The following is a 17518-nucleotide window of genomic DNA, read 5'->3' on the forward strand; positions in this document are numbered from 1 at the left end:
CTTTAATCTGCTTCATGGCGGCAGCAAGTTCAGAGGCAGGAACAACCTGTTCTCCGGCGGCCACAGCAGTAAGACTTCCTTCCTGGTATTGCTTACGCCAGAGAAATAACTGGCTGGCTGCTACACCATGTTGCCGGGCAACGAGGGAGACCGTCATCCCCGGTTCAAAGCTCTGCTGAACAATTGCGATCTTTTCCTGTGTGGTACGCCGTCTGCGTTTCTCCGGCCCTAAGACATCAATCATCTGTACTCCAATGACTAGTCTAAAAACTAGTATTAAGACTATCACTTATTTAAGTGATACTGGTTGTCTGGAGATTCAGGGGGCCAGTCTAGATACAGCGTCGTATCCGATAAAAGCGTTGTCACTTACTTAAGTTTATTTCCAGCGTTTCACCATCTACCGTCAGATCGCGCCACGCTTTCGGCCTCGTCCCCAGTTTTCCATCCTTCGCAGCTGTGAGTAATTTTTCTTTCGTTATTTCGTTCGGAAGTAAACTCATATCAAGCGCGTCCCATTCTTTTCTGTCTGAGTCAAAGCCATAGACAATGACTCTGTCATCATTAAAAGCAAACAGGATCCGCTCCGCCTGACCATCACTATTCAGATCTTGCTCGACCAGGACGCAGGCGTCTTTTTCAATACAGGTCATCACGTTATAGCGATCCTGGATTAAGGCCGACCAGAATGTCGCATCCGGTTTAACAGAACCAGGGGCAATTAACACATTTTCGGCTAATACTTTTTCCGATACCTGTTCCTGAAGATGTTGCTCTCCATCTAACGCCATCAGCAGATCCCGCGCGCGTTTCGGGTCTTTCATAAACCCGGCATCGCTTTTCAGCGACTCAAGCGCCGCACGTCCATAGCGACCGCTCTGTTCGAGCATGTAGATAGTTACCTGGTCTGGCGTGTTTTTGCCGCTCTGATAACGCGCCATATGACTGTTCACGCTAATACGCATACTGTCCAGCACCGGCGAATTAAGAAGCACCAGTATCACCAACACCAATAACGAAACCGCAAGGTTCACTTTGCCCTGAAGAACAAGGGGATTTTGCCCATTACGCCAGACGATACTGACAAAATACCCCAGCGACCACACCAGTAACACCAGCACCGCCAGCGCGCCCTGCAAGCGGTCGACAGTCCAGCCGTACTGAGCGACCCGCAGCCATAACGCCCAGGCGGCGACGAACACATACAGCGGAGCAACCAGCAAAGCGGTTTTAATCAGGCAACGCAACGGCCCCGTCCAGGGAAGTGACGCTTTTTGCGGATCGCGGACAATAGCCATTAAGATCAATTGCAAAAAGGCCAGCGTTAACAGCAACCCGGCGGCGGAGATGTGGCGAGAAATCGCGCTCAGGCCCGTAAACGGCAGAGTGATGATAAACATCAGGGTTAGCAATGATACTAACGGCAGCAACCCCGTGGCGATTAACGTGAACAACTTTTGAATAGAGTCGATTAAACGTGACTGTGTGCGCGCGAGAATCACCGCCAGTGCGGTAACCAGACCTAATGTAAGATACATAAACCAGTCGGTTGCAAAAAAGAGCGTATTGAAAAACTTGATGCCAACAAGTTTAAACAACTCACCCCACAGTAAAAGCACCAGCCACGTCAGGCCATTGGCGAGAAAAATCACCAGTAATATAAGTACGTTATGCCATACTGACTGGTAAAAGTAGCTATAGCGGCTACTGCCATTGCGGATACGAAGGCTTTGTTGTATCCACGGTAACAACAACATTGCCATCAACAGCAGATAGCAGCCAAAATCCCAAATCGCCTTTTCAGCTCTCCAGGGGTTCATGCCATCAGTTTGCCACTTCAGCCAACCGCTCATCCCTGTCGTGGCAATAAACACCAGCGCCAGCCATCCCCAAAGGCGCTTCTGTTTAAAAGAGATCACGGAGAAGAGTAAAACGGATGAAAACGCAACGGTCGCAGGCACGCCATAAACAATCCAACTGTGATTTTTTCCGGCAAGCCAGACGATCAACAGGTAGCAAACCAGCCCCTGAAGTAATCCGGTAGCAATCATCCCCCAGCGTGTTGCCGGTGAAAGTTCAACGTTATCCATGTTGGTTATCCAGAATCAAAAGGTGGGTTAATTATCGCATCCGGGCAGTAGTATTTTGCTTTTTTCAGAAAATAATCAAAAAAAGTTAGCGTGGTGAATCGATACTTTACCGATTGAATTTGCATCAATTTCATTAAGGAATGCGATTCCACTCACAATATTCCCGCCATATAAACCAAGATTTAACCTTTTGAGAACATTTTCCACACCTAAAATGCTATTTCTGCGATAATAGCAACCGTTTCGTGACAGGAATCACGGAGTTTTTTGTCAAATATGAATTTCTCCAGATACGTAAATCTATGAGCCTTGTCGCGGTTAACACCCCCAAAAAGACTTTACTATTCAGGCAATACATATTGGCTAAGGAGCAGTGAAATGCGCGTTAACAATGGTTTGACCCCGCAAGAACTCGAGGCTTATGGTATCAGTGACGTACATGATATCGTTTACAACCCAAGCTACGACCTGCTGTATCAGGAAGAGCTCGATCCGAGCCTGACAGGTTATGAGCGCGGGGTGTTAACTAATCTGGGTGCCGTTGCCGTCGATACCGGGATCTTCACCGGTCGTTCACCAAAAGATAAGTATATCGTCCGTGACGATACCACTCGCGATACTTTCTGGTGGGCAGACAAAGGCAAAGGTAAGAACGACAACAAACCTCTCTCTCCGGAAACCTGGCAGCATCTGAAAGGCCTGGTGACCAGGCAGCTTTCCGGCAAACGTCTGTTCGTTGTCGACGCTTTCTGTGGTGCGAACCCGGATACTCGTCTTTCCGTCCGTTTCATCACCGAAGTGGCCTGGCAGGCGCATTTTGTCAAAAACATGTTTATTCGCCCGAGCGATGAAGAGCTGGCAGGTTTCAAACCAGACTTTATCGTTATGAACGGCGCGAAGTGCACTAACCCGCAGTGGAAAGAACAGGGTCTGAACTCCGAAAACTTCGTGGCGTTTAACCTGACCGAGCGCATGCAGCTGATTGGCGGCACCTGGTACGGCGGCGAAATGAAGAAAGGGATGTTCTCGATGATGAACTACCTGCTGCCGCTGAAAGGTATCGCTTCTATGCACTGCTCCGCCAACGTTGGCGAGAAAGGCGATGTTGCGGTGTTCTTCGGCCTTTCCGGCACCGGTAAAACCACCCTTTCCACCGACCCGAAACGCCGCCTGATTGGCGATGACGAACACGGCTGGGACGATGACGGCGTGTTTAATTTCGAAGGCGGCTGCTACGCAAAAACTATCAAGCTGTCGAAAGAAGCGGAACCTGAAATCTACAACGCTATCCGTCGTGATGCGCTGCTGGAAAACGTCACCGTGCGTGAAGATGGCACTATCGACTTTGATGATGGTTCAAAAACCGAGAACACCCGCGTTTCTTATCCAATCTATCACATCGATAACATCGTTAAGCCGGTTTCCAAAGCGGGCCACGCGACTAAGGTTATCTTCCTGACTGCTGATGCTTTCGGCGTGTTGCCGCCGGTTTCTCGCCTGACTGCCGATCAAACCCAGTATCACTTCCTCTCTGGCTTCACCGCCAAACTGGCCGGTACTGAGCGTGGCATCACCGAACCGACGCCAACCTTCTCCGCTTGCTTCGGCGCGGCATTCCTGTCGCTGCACCCGACTCAGTACGCAGAAGTGCTGGTGAAACGTATGCAGGCGGCGGGCGCGCAGGCTTATCTGGTTAACACTGGCTGGAACGGCACAGGCAAACGTATCTCGATTAAAGATACCCGCGCCATTATCGACGCCATCCTCAACGGTTCGCTAGATAATGCAGAAACCTTCACTCTGCCGATGTTTAACCTGGCGATCCCAACCGAACTGCCGGGCGTAGACACGAAGATTCTCGATCCGCGTAACACCTACGCTTCTCCGGAACAGTGGCAGGAAAAAGCCGAAACCCTGGCGAAACTGTTTATCGACAACTTCGATAAATACACCGACACCCCTGCGGGTGCCGCGCTGGTAGCGGCTGGTCCGAAACTGTAATGATTTGAAGCTGGAGAATATCTATCCAGTATCTTATAGAAAGCAAAACGGGAGGCACCTTCGCCTCCCGTTTATTTACCCTTCTTTTGTCGTGCCCTGCGCCCGCGTTACCGGCACTGGCAGCCAGGCGCGAATGGAAAGCCCGCCCCGCTCGCTGCTGCCAAGCTCCAGCATCCCGTTATGGTTATCCACGATACGCTGCACAATTGCCAGCCCTAATCCCGTGCCGCTAATGGTGCGTGCACTGTCGCCGCGGACAAACGGCTGGAACAGGTGCTTACGTTGTTCCGGCGCAATTCCCGGACCGTCATCTTCCACCTGGAACCAGGCGCGATTCGGCTCCGTCCCGCTGCTGACTTTGATCCAGCCATTGCCGTAACGGGCGGCGTTGACCACCATATTCGCCACCGCGCGTTTGATCGACAGCGGGTGCATTTTCACTTCAATGCTGCCGGGGTAAAGCGCGGTTTCAATTTCCCGCTCATAGCCACTTTCGGCAGCAATAACCTCACCGAGTACTGCGTTGAGATCCGCCATTTCCATCGGCATCTCCTGCCCGGTGCGCAGGTAGTCGATAAACTGCTCAATGATGGCGTTGCACTCTTCGATATCTTTATTGATCGATTCGGCCAGGTAGCCATCCTGTTCGCTCATCATCTCGGTCGCCAGGCGAATACGCGTCAGCGGCGTGCGTAAGTCATGACTTACCCCCGCCATCAGCAGCGTGCGGTCATCCGCCAGTTGCTTAACACCAGCCGCCATATGGTTAAAGGCGCGGGTAACCGAACGTACCTCGGACGCGCCATATTCACGCAGCGGCGGTGGAATAATCCCTTTACCGACCTGCAAAGCAGCATGTTCGAGATCGACCAACGGTCGGTTCTGGATACGAATAAACAGCCACGCCCCGCCTATCGCCAATAGCATAATCGCCAGCGTATAGCGGAACAGCGGAGAGAAATCGCCCTGATGAATTTCGGTCAGCGGCACGCGTACCCAGATATTGGGCGACAGCCAGGTTTTCAGCCAGACGACAGGCGAACTTTTGTTGACCTCAACGCGCACTTCCGTCGGGCCGCCCAGTTGCTGTGCCATCTGATGGCTTAAGAATTCATAGTGTTGCGCCCAACGCAGACCTGCCTCTTCGGCAGCCTCGTTGGAGTAGAGAGAGATCCCCAGCTCACGGTAGATCTCCCGACGGAAAGCGGGAGGCACAACCAACTGCGTGCCGTCCTCCAGTTGCAGTTTGTCGGTCATCAACATACGCACTTCGTACGCGAGGACTTTATTAAACTGCTGGAGGCTCGGCAAAATCGCGAAGTTCAGCACCACCAGATAAGTCGTCACCAGGCTGGCGAACAGCAAGGTGACGATGAGCAATAACGTACGGGCAAATGAACTTCGTGGCGAGAAGCGCAATCGCCTCATGCTTTAGAGCCGTCCGGTACAAAGACGTAGCCCAGGCCCCAAACGGTCTGAATGTAACGCGGATGCGCTGGATCTTCTTCTACCATGCGGCGCAGACGCGAAATCTGCACGTCGATGGAGCGTTCCATTGCGGAATATTCACGACCACGGGCAAGGTTCATCAGCTTATCGCGGGAGAGCGGCTCACGCGGATGGCTGACCAGTGCCTTCAGTACCGCAAACTCACCGCTGGTGAGCGGCATCGGCTCATCTTCGCGGAACATTTCGCGCGTACCGAGGTTAAGTTTGAACTTACCGAAAGCAATTACCGCCTCTTCCTGTGACGGTGCGCCTGGCAGTTCGTTCGCCTGACGACGCAGCACCGCACGAATACGGGCCAGCAGTTCACGCGGGTTAAACGGTTTTGGAATGTAGTCGTCAGCGCCAATCTCCAGGCCTACGATACGGTCCACTTCTTCCCCTTTCGCCGTCACCATAATGATCGGCATCGGGTTGCTCTGACTACGAAGACGTCGGCAAATCGACAAGCCATCTTCACCAGGTAACATTAAATCCAGTACCATAAGATGGAAAGATTCACGAGTCAGCAGGCGATCCATCTGTTCTGCATTAGCGACGCTTCGAACCTGGAAGCCTTGTTCGGTGAGATAACGTTCCAGCAGCGCACGCAGGCGCATGTCGTCATCGACCACCAGAATCTTGTAGTTCTCTTGCATTGTTTGTACTCCCAAAGGTTCGCAACAATTTGTAAGCGTGTATTCTTAAAAAAGCTCACGTTCGTCACCAGCTAAATCTGGTATGAATTTCAGCCTAAATTGTTACAAAGCATATTAAACAGCAGCTTAAGTATACAATTTATTCGGCGAAACATTATTGATTCTGTTGATATGATCACGTTATACCCAATGTGCGCATTATCAAACAGACAAAGGGAATCAACGAGATGAAAACGCCCCTGGTTACCCGGGAAGGGTATGAAAAACTCAAACAAGAGCTTAATTATCTCTGGCGTGAAGAACGCCCGGAGGTCACAAAAAAGGTGACCTGGGCCGCAAGTCTGGGCGACCGCAGCGAAAATGCTGACTATCAGTATAATAAAAAGCGTCTGCGTGAAATCGACCGTCGCGTGCGCTATCTCACTAAATGCATGGAAAATCTCAAAATCGTCGATTACTCCCCTCAGCAGGAAGGCAAAGTCTTTTTTGGCGCGTGGGTGGAGATTGAAAACGACGATGGCGTGACTCACCGTTTCCGTATTGTCGGCTACGATGAAATTTTTGGCCGTAAAGATTACATCTCTATCGATTCCCCGATGGCCCGCGCATTGCTGAAAAAAGAAGTCGGCGATCTGGCGGTGGTGAATACCCCTGCCGGGGAAGCGAGCTGGTATGTTAATGCTATCGAGTACGTGAAACCGTAAGGAAGAGTCTTAACCTCCTGCCGATGGCTGGCATTTTTGCCAGCCAGTCCGTATAACTATCCCCTGATTTTTGATCCGAAAAGATGAACTCAAACCATGATGAATGATTCGTTCTGCCGCATTATTGCGGGTGAAATTCAGGCGCGCCCGGAACAGGTTGACGCTGCCGTTCGCCTGCTTGACGAAGGGAATACCGTGCCGTTTATCGCACGTTATCGTAAGGAAATCACCGGCGGTCTGGATGACACGCAGCTGCGTAATCTGGAAACGCGTCTGAGCTATCTGCGCGAGCTGGAAGAGAGACGTCAGGCGATCCTCAAGTCCATTTCCGAGCAAGGCAAACTCACCGATGATCTGGCGAAGGCCATCAACGCCACCCTAAGCAAAACCGAACTCGAAGACCTCTACCTGCCCTACAAACCTAAACGCCGCACCCGCGGGCAAATCGCCATTGAAGCAGGGCTTGAGCCGTTGGCTGACCTGCTGTGGAGCGATCCGTCACACACGCCAGAAGTCGCCGCTGCACAATATGTTGATGCCGATAAAGGCGTGGCAGATACCAAAGCCGCGCTGGATGGCGCGCGCTATATCCTGATGGAACGGTTTGCCGAAGATGCCGCGCTGCTGGCGAAAGTGCGTGATTATCTGTGGAAGAACGCGCATTTGGTTTCTACGGTGGTGAGCAGTAAAGAAGAGGAAGGGGCGAAATTCCGCGACTATTTCGATCATCACGAACCGTTGTCCACGGTGCCTTCTCACCGCGCGCTGGCGATGTTCCGTGGACGTAACGAAGGCGTACTCCAGCTTTCGCTGAATGCCGATCCGCAGTTCGATGAGCCGCCCAAAGAGAGCTATTGCGAGCAAATCATCATGGATCACCTTTGCCTGCGCCTGAACAATGCCCCGGCGGATAGCTGGCGCAAAGGCGTAGTGAGCTGGACCTGGCGCATCAAGGTGCTGATGCATCTGGAAACCGAACTGATGGGTACCGTGCGCGAACGCGCGGAAGATGAAGCAATCAACGTCTTTGCCCGTAACCTGCACGATCTGCTGATGGCGGCCCCTGCCGGACTGCGTGCAACGATGGGCCTCGATCCGGGTCTGCGTACTGGGGTAAAAGTGGCGGTGGTCGATGCCACTGGCAAACTGGTAGCGACCGATACCATTTACCCGCACACCGGACAAGCCGCAAAAGCAGCGATGACCGTTGCTGCCTTGTGTGAAAAACATAACGTTGAACTGGTGGCGATCGGCAACGGTACAGCTTCCCGCGAAACTGAACGTTTCTATCTCGACGTGCAGAAGCAGTTCCCGAAAGTGACCGCACAGAAAGTGATCGTCAGCGAAGCTGGCGCGTCGGTTTACTCAGCTTCCGAGCTGGCAGCGCAGGAGTTCCCGGATCTCGACGTTTCGCTGCGTGGCGCGGTGTCTATCGCCCGCCGTTTGCAGGATCCGCTGGCGGAGCTGGTGAAAATCGATCCGAAATCTATCGGCGTAGGTCAGTATCAGCATGACGTCAGCCAGACGCAACTGGCCCGCAAACTGGACGCAGTAGTAGAAGACTGCGTAAACGCCGTTGGCGTCGATCTCAACACTGCTTCTGTTCCGCTGTTAACCCGCGTGGCGGGCCTGACGCGCATGATGGCGCAAAACATCGTGGCCTGGCGCGATGAGAACGGCCAGTTCCAGAACCGTCAGCAACTGCTGAAAGTCAGCCGTCTGGGGCCGAAAGCCTTCGAGCAGTGCGCGGGCTTCTTGCGCATTAACCACGGTGATAACCCGCTGGATGCTTCTACCGTCCACCCGGAAGCCTATCCGGTGGTGGAACGCATTCTGACAGCAACACAGCAGGCACTGAAAGATCTGATGGGTAACAGCAGCGAACTGCGTAACCTGAAAGCGTCTGACTTTACTGATGAAAAATTCGGTGTGCCGACAGTAACTGACATCATCAAAGAGCTGGAAAAACCGGGTCGCGATCCGCGTCCGGAATTTAAAACCGCTCAGTTTGCCGATGGCGTCGAGACAATGAACGACCTGCAACCGGGTATGATCCTCGAAGGTGCGGTGACCAACGTCACCAACTTTGGCGCGTTTGTCGATATCGGCGTGCATCAGGACGGCCTGGTTCACATCTCTTCATTGTCGAACAAGTTTGTGGAAGATCCGCATACCGTGGTGAAAGCGGGCGACATTGTGAAGGTGAAAGTGCTGGAAGTGGATCTTCAGCGTAAACGTATCGCCCTGACTATGCGTCTGGACGAGCAGCCTGGCGAAACCAACGCCCGTCGCGGCGGCGGTAATGAACGCCCGCAAAACAACCGCCCGGCAGCCAAACCACGCGGTCGTGAAGCGCAGCCTGCCGGTAATAGCGCGATGATGGATGCGCTGGCGGCGGCAATGGGCAAAAAACGTTAAACGCCCGGACTGGCCCCTAAACCTGCGCGATAAGGCGTTCACGCCGCATCTGGCAACGAACGCCTTGCCTGACATAAAAGTGCCGGAGAATATCTCCGGCCTTTTTATTCCACAACCAAACTCATAATATATTCCGGCAATATTTATCACTTCATTAACAACTGAAACCTTAATTAAACATTAGCCAGTCCGGGTAATTCACTATTCGAATTATATTTTCGTTGCGATATAACCTTGAGCCACATCAACATTGAGTCAGATTATTATTCAAACCAACATTCGCACACATTTTAAGTATTGCTGATAGAAACCATTCTCATTATCATTGTGTTGTTAATTATTTAATCTCTCCTTTGTTGGCAAATCATCTGGTCTCATGTCGCTGTCAAACGCCCCATGAGGTAGTTATCCAGTTAATGAGAAACAAGTAGGCACCTATGCAATACACTCCAGATACTGCGTGGAAAATCACTGGCTTTTCCCGTGAAATCAGCCCGGCATATCGCCAAAAACTGCTTTCTCTTGGCATGTTACCTGGCTCCTCTTTTAATGTGGTGCGCGTCGCTCCACTCGGCGACCCCATTCATATCGAAACCCGTCGTGTGAGCCTGGTATTACGCAAAAAAGATCTGGCCTTATTAGAAGTGGAAGCGGTTTCCTGTTAATACGGTGATAACAACAATGAAAAAATTAACCATAGGCTTAATTGGTAATCCAAATTCTGGCAAGACAACCTTATTTAACCAGCTCACTGGCGCACATCAGCGTGTAGGTAACTGGGCTGGCGTTACCGTCGAACGTAAAGAAGGGCAATTCTCCACCACCGATCATCAGGTCACGCTGGTGGACCTACCCGGCACCTATTCTCTGACCACCATCTCATCGCAGACCTCGCTCGATGAGCAAATCGCCTGTCACTACATTTTGAGTGGCGACGCCGACCTGCTGATTAACGTGGTGGATGCGTCTAACCTTGAGCGTAACCTGTACCTGACGCTACAACTGCTGGAACTCGGCATTCCCTGCATTGTGGCACTGAACATGCTCGACATTGCCGAGAAGCAAAATATTCGTATTGAAATTGATGCTCTGTCGGCGCGTCTGGGCTGTCCGGTGATCCCGCTGGTTTCAACCCGTGGTCGCGGTATTGAAGCGCTCAAGCTGGCGATTGATCGCTATAAAGCTAACGAGAATGTGGAACTGGTGCATTACGCACAGCCGCTGCTCAACGAAGCAGATTCACTGGCAAAAGTGATGCCTTCCGACATCCCGCTGAAACAACGTCGCTGGCTGGGCCTGCAAATGCTGGAAGGCGATATCTACAGCCGCGCCTACGCCGGTGAAGCGTCGCAGCATCTGGATGCCGCCCTCGCCCGTCTGCGTAATGAGATGGACGATCCGGCGCTGCACATTGCCGATGCGCGTTACCAGTGCATTGCTGCCATCTGTGATGTGGTAAGCAACACCCTGACGGCAGAACCCAGCCGTTTCACCACTGCGGTAGATAAAATCGTGCTCAACCGTTTCCTCGGTCTGCCGATTTTCCTCTTTGTGATGTACCTGATGTTCCTGCTGGCTATCAACATCGGCGGGGCGTTACAGCCGCTGTTTGACGTCGGCTCCGTGGCGCTATTTGTGCATGGTATTCAATGGATTGGCTACACGCTCCACTTCCCGGACTGGCTGACTATCTTCCTCGCCCAGGGCCTGGGTGGCGGCATTAACACCGTGCTGCCACTGGTGCCGCAGATTGGCATGATGTACCTGTTCCTCTCCTTCCTTGAGGACTCGGGGTATATGGCGCGTGCGGCGTTTGTGATGGACCGTCTGATGCAGGCGCTGGGCTTGCCGGGGAAATCCTTTGTGCCGCTGATCGTCGGTTTCGGTTGTAACGTACCGTCGGTAATGGGTGCACGTACGCTTGATGCACCGCGTGAACGTCTGATGACCATCATGATGGCACCGTTTATGTCCTGCGGCGCGCGTCTGGCTATCTTCGCAGTATTCGCGGCTGCCTTCTTCGGGCAGAACGGTGCGCTGGCGGTCTTCTCGCTGTATATGCTGGGTATTGTGATGGCGGTGCTGACTGGCCTGATGCTCAAGTACACCATCATGCGCGGTGAAGCGACGCCGTTTGTCATGGAGTTGCCGGTCTATCATGTACCACACGTTAAAAGCCTGATTATCCAGACCTGGCAGCGTCTGAAAGGCTTCGTTCTGCGTGCTGGTAAAGTGATCATCATCGTCAGCATTTTCCTGAGCGCTTTCAACAGCTTCTCGCTGAGCGGGAAAATCGTCGATAACATCAACGACTCGGCGCTGGCGTCCGTCAGCCGGGTGATCACCCCGGTCTTCAAGCCAATTGGCGTGCATGAAGATAACTGGCAGGCAACGGTTGGCCTGTTTACAGGTGCCATGGCGAAAGAAGTGGTAGTGGGTACGCTCAACACCCTCTACACCGCAGAAAATATTCAGGACGAAGAGTTCAATCCGGCAGAGTTTAACCTCGGTGAAGAGCTGTTCAGTGCGATAGATGAAACCTGGCAGAGCCTGAAAGACACCTTCAGCCTTAGCGTACTGATGAACCCCATTGAAGCCAGCAAAGGCGACGGCGAAATGGGTACCGGGGCGATGGGCGTGATGGATCAGAAATTCGGTAGCGCAGCAGCAGCTTACAGCTACCTGATTTTCGTCCTGCTGTATGTACCATGTATCTCGGTGATGGGAGCCATCGCCCGTGAATCAAGCCGTGGCTGGATGGGCTTCTCCATCCTGTGGGGGCTGAATATCGCTTACTCGCTGGCAACATTGTTCTATCAGGTCGCCAGCTACAGTCAGCACCCAACTTACAGCCTGGTGTGCATTCTGGCGGTTATCCTGTTTAACATCGTGGTTATCGGTCTGCTGCGCCGCGCGCGTAGCCGGGTGGATATCGAACTGCTGGCAACCCGCAAGTCGGTAAGCAGTTGCTGCGCAGCCAGCACCACCGGTGATTGCCATTAATGGCTTCACTTATTCAGGTGCGCGATTTGCTGGCGTTACGGGGCCGTATGGAAGCGGCCCAGATAAGCCAGACATTGAACACTCCACAGCCAATGATTAACGCCATGCTGCAACAACTGGAAAGTATGGGCAAAGCCGTGCGGATTCAGGAAGAACCTGACGGCTGCCTCTCTGGCAGTTGTAAAAGCTGCCCGGAAGGAAAAGCCTGTCTGCGCGAGTGGTGGGCGCTTCGTTAACCTTACTCCATCGCCTGTTTTGGAAAGCCCGGTATGCGTCTGCATCCGGGCTTTTTTGCGTGCGGCTTTCCATAAAAATGCAACTCTTGCAGCACGGCGTAAGTTCCTTTGAAAGCATCTCGCAGGGATGAAAACTCGCTAATACACAGGTGTGGAGTGGCGCGTAGAGTCGCGGCATTCAAACAACAGGTGAAGGAACGCCATGAGCAAAAAGCAGAGTTCCACCCCACACGATGCGCTGTTCAAACTCTTTTTACGCCAACCGGACACGGCTCGTGATTTTCTTGCGTTTCATTTACCGGCACCCATTCACGCGCTTTGTGATATGAAAACCCTCAAGCTGGAGTCGAGCAGCTTTATTGATGACGATCTGCGTGAAAGCTATTCCGATGTGCTGTGGTCGGTGAAAACGGAACAAGGACCAGGATACATCTATTGTCTGATTGAACATCAAAGCACCCCAAACAAACTGATCGCATTTCGCATGATGCGTTACGCTATTGCCGCAATGCAAAATCACCTTGATGCTGGATACAAAACGTTGCCGATGGTGGTGCCATTGTTGTTTTACCACGGTATTGAAAGCCCCTATCCCTATTCGCTGTGTTGGCTGGATTGTTTCGCCGATCCCAAACTGGCAAGGCAGCTTTATGCCTCCGCATTTCCGCTGATTGATGTCACCGTCATGCCTGATGATGAAATCATGCAGCACCGACGTATGGCGCTGCTGGAGTTAATTCAAAAACATATTCGTCAACGCGACCTGATGGGGCTAGTAGAGCAAATGGCCTGCTTATTAAGTAGTGGATACGCTAATGACAGACAAATCAAAGGGCTGTTTAATTACATACTGCAAACCGGCGACGCGGTACGTTTTAACGATTTTATCGACGGCGTTGCCGAACGTTCACCGAAACACAAGGAGAGTTTAATGACAATTGCGGAAAGATTGCGGCAGGAGGGGGAACAATCCAAAGCCCTGCATATAGCCAAAATAATGCTTGAATCCGGAGTCCCTCTTACAGACATCATGCGCTTTACCGGGGTGTCAGAAGAAGAGTTGGCTGCGGCGAGCCAGTAAATTTCTGTCTCGCCATTTCAAAAGTTGCCTACACCCTCTGCTTCAACGCCACCAGCAGGTGACAAAACTCGACCGGATGCGAAATAAACGGCGCATGGGCCGCTTTGGCGAAGATATATGATTTGCTGCGAGGCCAGAGTTTATCCAGCATCGGCACCACTTTGCGCGGCACCAGACCATCGAGATAGCCATACAATCGCAAAAACGGCATGGGCACGTTTTGCAGCGGCTGACGGAGATCAACCGTTTTCAGGATTTCCAGCCCGCCATTAAGCACGTCAACCTCCGGCATCGGTAACGCCAGAACGGTTTTCTTCAACGCCCGCGCATCCTGGCGCGCCGTTTCAGTCCCCATGGTTTGTAACGCCAGGAACCGCTCCACTGTACGCTGAAAATCATCACTGAGTTGCTGCTGAAATCCCGCCAGCACGTCCGGTTTTATCCCCGGCCAATCGTCACGAGCACTAAAACAAGGTGACGACGCCACGGTGACCAGCGCCTGAACACGCTCGGGATGGGTTAACGCAATCTGGCTTGCCACCAGCCCGCCCAGACTCCAGCCTAACCAAATGGCTTTATCAGGTGCCTGTTGCAGCACGGCTTCGGCCATATCAGCAAGTGACAGCGCACCAAATCCCTGGCTGCGCCCGAAGCCGGGCAGATCAACAAGGTGCAGCGTAAAATGCGAGCTAAGTTCCTCGTCAATGCAACGCCACACTTCGGCATTCAGTCCCCATCCGTGCAGCAGCACAAGATGAACATTCCCCTGACCTTTGGTCTGCCACCAGATGTTATTCATCCGCTATTGTTCTCTTTTGACTTACAAGGATGAACATATGCTAACAGTACCGGGATTATGCTGGCTATGCCGAATGCCGCTGGCGTTAGGTCATTGAGGGATTTGTTCGGTCTGCTCACGCGCCGCCCGTACAGATAAAACGTTATGCCCACAATGTGGATTACCCGCCACACACTCACATCTTCCCTGCGGTCGCTGCCTGCAAAAACCACCGCCCTGGCAAAGACTGGTCACGGTTGCCGACTATGCGCCGCCGTTAAGTCCGCTTATCCACCAGCTTAAATTTTCCCGGCGCAGTGAAATCGCCAGCGCCCTGTCACGTCTGTTACTATTGGAAGTCTTACACGCTCGTCGCACCACCGGATTGCAATTGCCGGATCGCATCATCAGCGTTCCGTTATGGCAGCGGCGTCACTGGCGTCGGGGATTTAATCAGAGCGATTTGCTGTGTCAGCCGTTATCACGCTGGTTGCACTGCCGATGGGATAGCGAAGCCGTCACACGAACACGGGCCACTGCGACCCAGCATTTTCTCAGTGCCCGGCTACGCAAGCGCAACCTGAAAAATGCCTTTCGTCTTGAATTGCCCGTGCAAGGTCGCCATATGGTGATTGTGGATGATGTCGTTACCACCGGAAGTACCGTCGCAGAGATTGCGCAGTTGCTTTTACGCAATGGTGCGGCGACTGTCCAGGTCTGGTGCCTTTGTCGAACCTTGTAGAGCCTCGATGATGGGCGTATTATAACCAACTAAAATAGTCAACTATTAGGCCATTACTATGATCCGTATTTCCGATGCTGCACAAGCGCACTTTGCCAAACTGCTGGCAAACCAGGAAGAAGGGACACAAATCCGCGTATTTGTGATTAACCCTGGCACGCCTAACGCTGAATGTGGTGTTTCTTATTGTCCGCCGGATGCCGTGGAAGCCACCGACACTGCCCTGAAATTTGACCTGCTGACCGCGTATGTTGATGAGTTAAGCGCTCCTTACCTGGAAGATGCAGAGATCGATTTTGTTACCGACCAGTTGGGTTCTCAGCTAACACTGAAAGCGCCTAACGCCAAAATGCGTAAAGTGGCAGACGATGCACCACTGATGGAGCGCGTGGAGTATATGCTGCAGTCGCAGATCAACCCACAGCTTGCTGGTCACGGTGGCCGCGTTTCACTGATGGAAATCACCGAAGACGGTTACGCCATTCTGCAATTTGGCGGCGGCTGTAACGGTTGTTCCATGGTCGATGTGACGCTGAAAGAAGGGATCGAGAAGCAGCTGCTAAACGAATTCCCGGAGCTGAAAGGTGTGCGCGATCTCACCGAACACCAGCGCGGCGAACACTCCTACTACTAAGTTATCCCCTCTTTTGTAGATTGCCCGATGCGACGCTAAAGCGTCATTTCGGGCCTACGTTGAACATGTGCCAGACGTTGGCGCAGCATTGCTTTGGCAAATCCCTCCCTTCGTTTCTCCGCGATAATATGACCAACCTCTCATAATTTAAATTTACTCCGCTCTGGTGATTCTCAAACGCCAGATGTTACCCGTATCATTCACATGGGTACCAAACATACTCCTGACATCTGACTACAATAATTAGTTTTAGTGGGTATCAGTCGTGGTGCCGCAATATCTCTGTTCCCGATTGGGATAATTAGAGTTTGTCGTCAGAAAATTGACGTTACCCATAACAAATGAAAGGCCAGGTAAATCATGCCATTAGTCATTGTTGCTATCGGTGTAATCTTGTTGTTGCTCCTGATGATCCGTTTCAAAATGAACGGCTTCATCGCTCTCGTCCTCGTGGCGCTTGCTGTTGGATTAATGCAAGGGATGCCGCTGGATAAAGTTATTGGCTCCATCAAAGCCGGTGTCGGCGGGACGCTCGGTAGCCTTGCCCTGATCATGGGTTTTGGCGCGATGCTGGGCAAAATGCTGGCAGACTGCGGTGGCGCACAACGTATCGCCACCACCCTGATTGCCAAATTTGGTAAAAAACACATCCAGTGGGCGGTGGTACTGACCGGTTTTACCGTTGGTTTTGCCCTGTTCTATGAAGTGGGCTTTGTGCTGATGCTGCCGCTGGTGTTTACCATCGCGGCTTCTGCGAATATTCCACTGCTGTATGTTGGTGTACCAATGGCAGCTGCACTGTCTGTGACCCACGGCTTCCTGCCACCGCATCCGGGTCCGACTGCGATTGCCACCATTTTCAATGCCGACATGGGTAAAACCCTGCTGTACGGTACTATTCTGGCAATCCCGACCGTGATTCTCGCCGGTCCGGTTTACGCTCGCGTGTTGAAAGGTATCGATAAGCCGATCCCTGAAGGTCTGTACAGCGCGAAAACCTTCAGCGAAGAAGAGATGCCGAGCTTTGGCGTCAGCGTCTGGACCTCTCTGGTGCCGGTAGTGCTGATGGCGATGCGTGCGATTGCCGAAATGATCCTGCCGAAAGGTCATGCTTTCCTGCCGGTAGCGGAGTTCCTCGGTGACCCGGTAATGGCTACGCTGATTGCCGTGCTGATTGCGATGTTCACCTTTGGTCTGAACCGTGGTCGTTCAATGGATCAGATTAACGACACGCTGGTTTCTTCCATCAAAATCATTGCGATGATGCTGTTGATCATCGGTGGTGGCGGTGCGTTCAAGCAGATGTTGGTAGACAGCGGCGTGGACAAATACATTGCTTCCATGATGCACGAAACCAACATTTCTCCGCTGCTGATGGCCTGGTCGATTGCTGCCGTACTGCGTATCGCGCTGGGTTCCGCAACCGTTGCGGCAATCACTGCGGGTGGTATCGCGGCACCGCTGATTGCAACGACGGGTGTTAGCCCGGAGCTGATGGTTATTGCGGTGGGTTCCGGTAGTGTGATTTTCTCTCATGTGAACGATCCGGGCTTCTGGCTGTTCAAAGAGTACTTTAACCTAACTATCGGCGAGACCATCAAATCCTGGTCGATGCTGGAAACCATTATCTCGGTGTGCGGTCTGGTAGGCTGTCTGCTGCTGAATATGGTGATTTGATAACACTGAC

14 protein-coding genes and 1 pseudogene are annotated in these 17518 nt (G+C 52.4%); 10 read left to right on the forward strand and 5 right to left on the reverse strand.

What is annotated here, in order from left to right:
* On the reverse strand, positions 1 to 244 hold a 244-nt coding region (locus BGK49_RS08940), incomplete at its 3' end, for a transposase (RefSeq protein WP_000567704.1).
* Between the two features lie 121 nt (positions 245 to 365).
* Entirely contained in the window at positions 366 to 2090 is a 1725-nt protein-coding gene (locus tag BGK49_RS08945) for a DUF4153 domain-containing protein (RefSeq protein WP_000370884.1), read from the reverse strand.
* A gap of 378 nt (positions 2091 to 2468) precedes the next feature.
* Here BGK49_RS08945 and pckA point away from each other — a divergent pair, with 378 nt between their 5' ends.
* Positions 2469 to 4091 carry a phosphoenolpyruvate carboxykinase (ATP) gene (gene pckA / locus BGK49_RS08955; RefSeq protein WP_001265681.1) on the forward strand — a complete coding sequence of 541 codons (1623 nt, stop codon included), beginning with the start codon at positions 2469 to 2471 and terminating at the stop codon, positions 4089 to 4091.
* Positions 4092 to 4166: 75 nt separating this feature from the next.
* On the opposite strand, the gene envZ is transcribed toward pckA, so the two are convergent.
* Positions 4167 to 5519 carry a two-component system sensor histidine kinase EnvZ gene (gene envZ / locus BGK49_RS08960; RefSeq protein ID WP_001253693.1) on the reverse strand — a complete coding sequence of 451 codons (1353 nt, stop codon included), beginning with the start codon at positions 5517 to 5519 and terminating at the stop codon, positions 4167 to 4169.
* Complete coding sequence (ompR, locus tag BGK49_RS08965) at positions 5516 to 6235, reverse strand: osmolarity response regulator transcription factor OmpR (RefSeq protein WP_001157751.1); 720 nt, start codon at positions 6233 to 6235, stop codon at positions 5516 to 5518. The genes envZ and ompR overlap by 4 nt, the downstream gene beginning before the upstream one ends.
* 227 nt (positions 6236 to 6462) lie before the next feature.
* On the opposite strand from ompR, the gene greB reads away from it, so the two are divergent.
* The 6 genes from greB (at position 6463) to rpnA (ending at position 13677) form a co-directional block, all read left to right on the forward strand.
* Positions 6463 to 6939: a transcription elongation factor GreB gene (gene greB / locus BGK49_RS08970; RefSeq protein WP_000856744.1), complete on the forward strand. Its 477-nt coding sequence runs from the start codon at positions 6463 to 6465 to the stop codon at positions 6937 to 6939.
* Between the two features lie 96 nt (positions 6940 to 7035).
* Entirely contained in the window at positions 7036 to 9357 is a 2322-nt protein-coding gene (locus BGK49_RS08975) for a Tex family protein (protein WP_000980723.1), read from the forward strand.
* 437 nt (positions 9358 to 9794) lie between these two features.
* A complete protein-coding gene (feoA, locus tag BGK49_RS08980) occupies positions 9795 to 10022 on the forward strand; it encodes a ferrous iron transporter A (RefSeq protein WP_001200455.1) in 228 nt (75 codons plus the stop codon).
* A 16-nt stretch (positions 10023 to 10038) separates the two neighbouring features.
* Positions 10039 to 12360 (forward strand): Fe(2+) transporter permease subunit FeoB, encoded by a 2322-nt coding sequence (gene feoB / locus BGK49_RS08985; protein ID WP_000736959.1) that lies wholly within the window; start codon positions 10039 to 10041, stop codon positions 12358 to 12360.
* The gene (gene feoC, locus BGK49_RS08990; protein WP_000157586.1) at positions 12360 to 12596 is read left to right on the forward strand and encodes a [Fe-S]-dependent transcriptional repressor FeoC; all 237 of its coding nucleotides are present in this window, start codon (positions 12360 to 12362) and stop codon (positions 12594 to 12596) included. Before feoB ends, feoC begins: the two co-directional genes overlap by 1 nt.
* Positions 12597 to 12798: 202 nt before the next feature.
* A complete protein-coding gene (rpnA, locus tag BGK49_RS08995) occupies positions 12799 to 13677 on the forward strand; it encodes a recombination-promoting nuclease RpnA (protein WP_000039053.1) in 879 nt (292 codons plus the stop codon).
* Between the two features lie 28 nt (positions 13678 to 13705).
* Here the strand turns inward: rpnA and bioH are convergent, their stop codons facing one another.
* Positions 13706 to 14476: a pimeloyl-ACP methyl ester esterase BioH gene (gene bioH, locus BGK49_RS09000; RefSeq protein ID WP_001060056.1), complete on the reverse strand. Its 771-nt coding sequence runs from the start codon at positions 14474 to 14476 to the stop codon at positions 13706 to 13708.
* Positions 14477 to 14513: 37 nt separating this feature from the next.
* Between bioH and gntX the strand changes: the two are divergent.
* The 3 genes and pseudogenes from gntX to gntT all read left to right on the forward strand — a co-directional run bounded on the left by gntX (position 14514) and on the right by gntT (position 17508).
* Positions 14514 to 15197: pseudogene (gene gntX, locus BGK49_RS09005) on the forward strand (DNA utilization protein GntX).
* Between the two features lie 58 nt (positions 15198 to 15255).
* Positions 15256 to 15831, forward strand: a complete 576-nt coding sequence (nfuA, locus tag BGK49_RS09010) for a Fe-S biogenesis protein NfuA (protein ID WP_000619389.1) — start codon at positions 15256 to 15258, stop codon at positions 15829 to 15831.
* 360 nt (positions 15832 to 16191) lie between these two features.
* Positions 16192 to 17508, forward strand: a complete 1317-nt coding sequence (gene gntT / locus BGK49_RS09015) for a gluconate transporter (protein ID WP_001131753.1) — start codon at positions 16192 to 16194, stop codon at positions 17506 to 17508.
* Positions 17509 to 17518 lie beyond the last annotated feature (10 nt).

This window comes from Shigella sp. FC1544, assembly GCF_001722145.1.
Lineage (GTDB): Bacteria > Pseudomonadota > Gammaproteobacteria > Enterobacterales > Enterobacteriaceae > Escherichia > Escherichia coli.

Bases quoted from the DNA above. Each gene is read 5' to 3' on its own strand.
- BGK49_RS08945 (WP_000370884.1), bottom strand. From the start codon at position 2,090: ATGGATAACGTTGAACTTTCACCGGCAACACGCTGGGGGATGATTGCT.
- pckA (WP_001265681.1), top strand. From the start codon at position 2,469: ATGCGCGTTAACAATGGTTTGACCCCGCAAGAACTCGAGGCTTATGGT.
- envZ (WP_001253693.1), bottom strand. From the start codon at position 5,519: ATGAGGCGATTGCGCTTCTCGCCACGAAGTTCATTTGCCCGTACGTTA.
- ompR (WP_001157751.1), bottom strand. From the start codon at position 6,235: ATGCAAGAGAACTACAAGATTCTGGTGGTCGATGACGACATGCGCCTG.
- greB (WP_000856744.1), top strand. From the start codon at position 6,463: ATGAAAACGCCCCTGGTTACCCGGGAAGGGTATGAAAAACTCAAACAA.
- BGK49_RS08975 (WP_000980723.1), top strand. From the start codon at position 7,036: ATGATGAATGATTCGTTCTGCCGCATTATTGCGGGTGAAATTCAGGCG.
- feoA (WP_001200455.1), top strand. From the start codon at position 9,795: ATGCAATACACTCCAGATACTGCGTGGAAAATCACTGGCTTTTCCCGT.
- feoB (WP_000736959.1), top strand. From the start codon at position 10,039: ATGAAAAAATTAACCATAGGCTTAATTGGTAATCCAAATTCTGGCAAG.
- feoC (WP_000157586.1), top strand. From the start codon at position 12,360: ATGGCTTCACTTATTCAGGTGCGCGATTTGCTGGCGTTACGGGGCCGT.
- rpnA (WP_000039053.1), top strand. From the start codon at position 12,799: ATGAGCAAAAAGCAGAGTTCCACCCCACACGATGCGCTGTTCAAACTC.
- bioH (WP_001060056.1), bottom strand. From the start codon at position 14,476: ATGAATAACATCTGGTGGCAGACCAAAGGTCAGGGGAATGTTCATCTT.
- nfuA (WP_000619389.1), top strand. From the start codon at position 15,256: ATGATCCGTATTTCCGATGCTGCACAAGCGCACTTTGCCAAACTGCTG.
- gntT (WP_001131753.1), top strand. From the start codon at position 16,192: ATGCCATTAGTCATTGTTGCTATCGGTGTAATCTTGTTGTTGCTCCTG.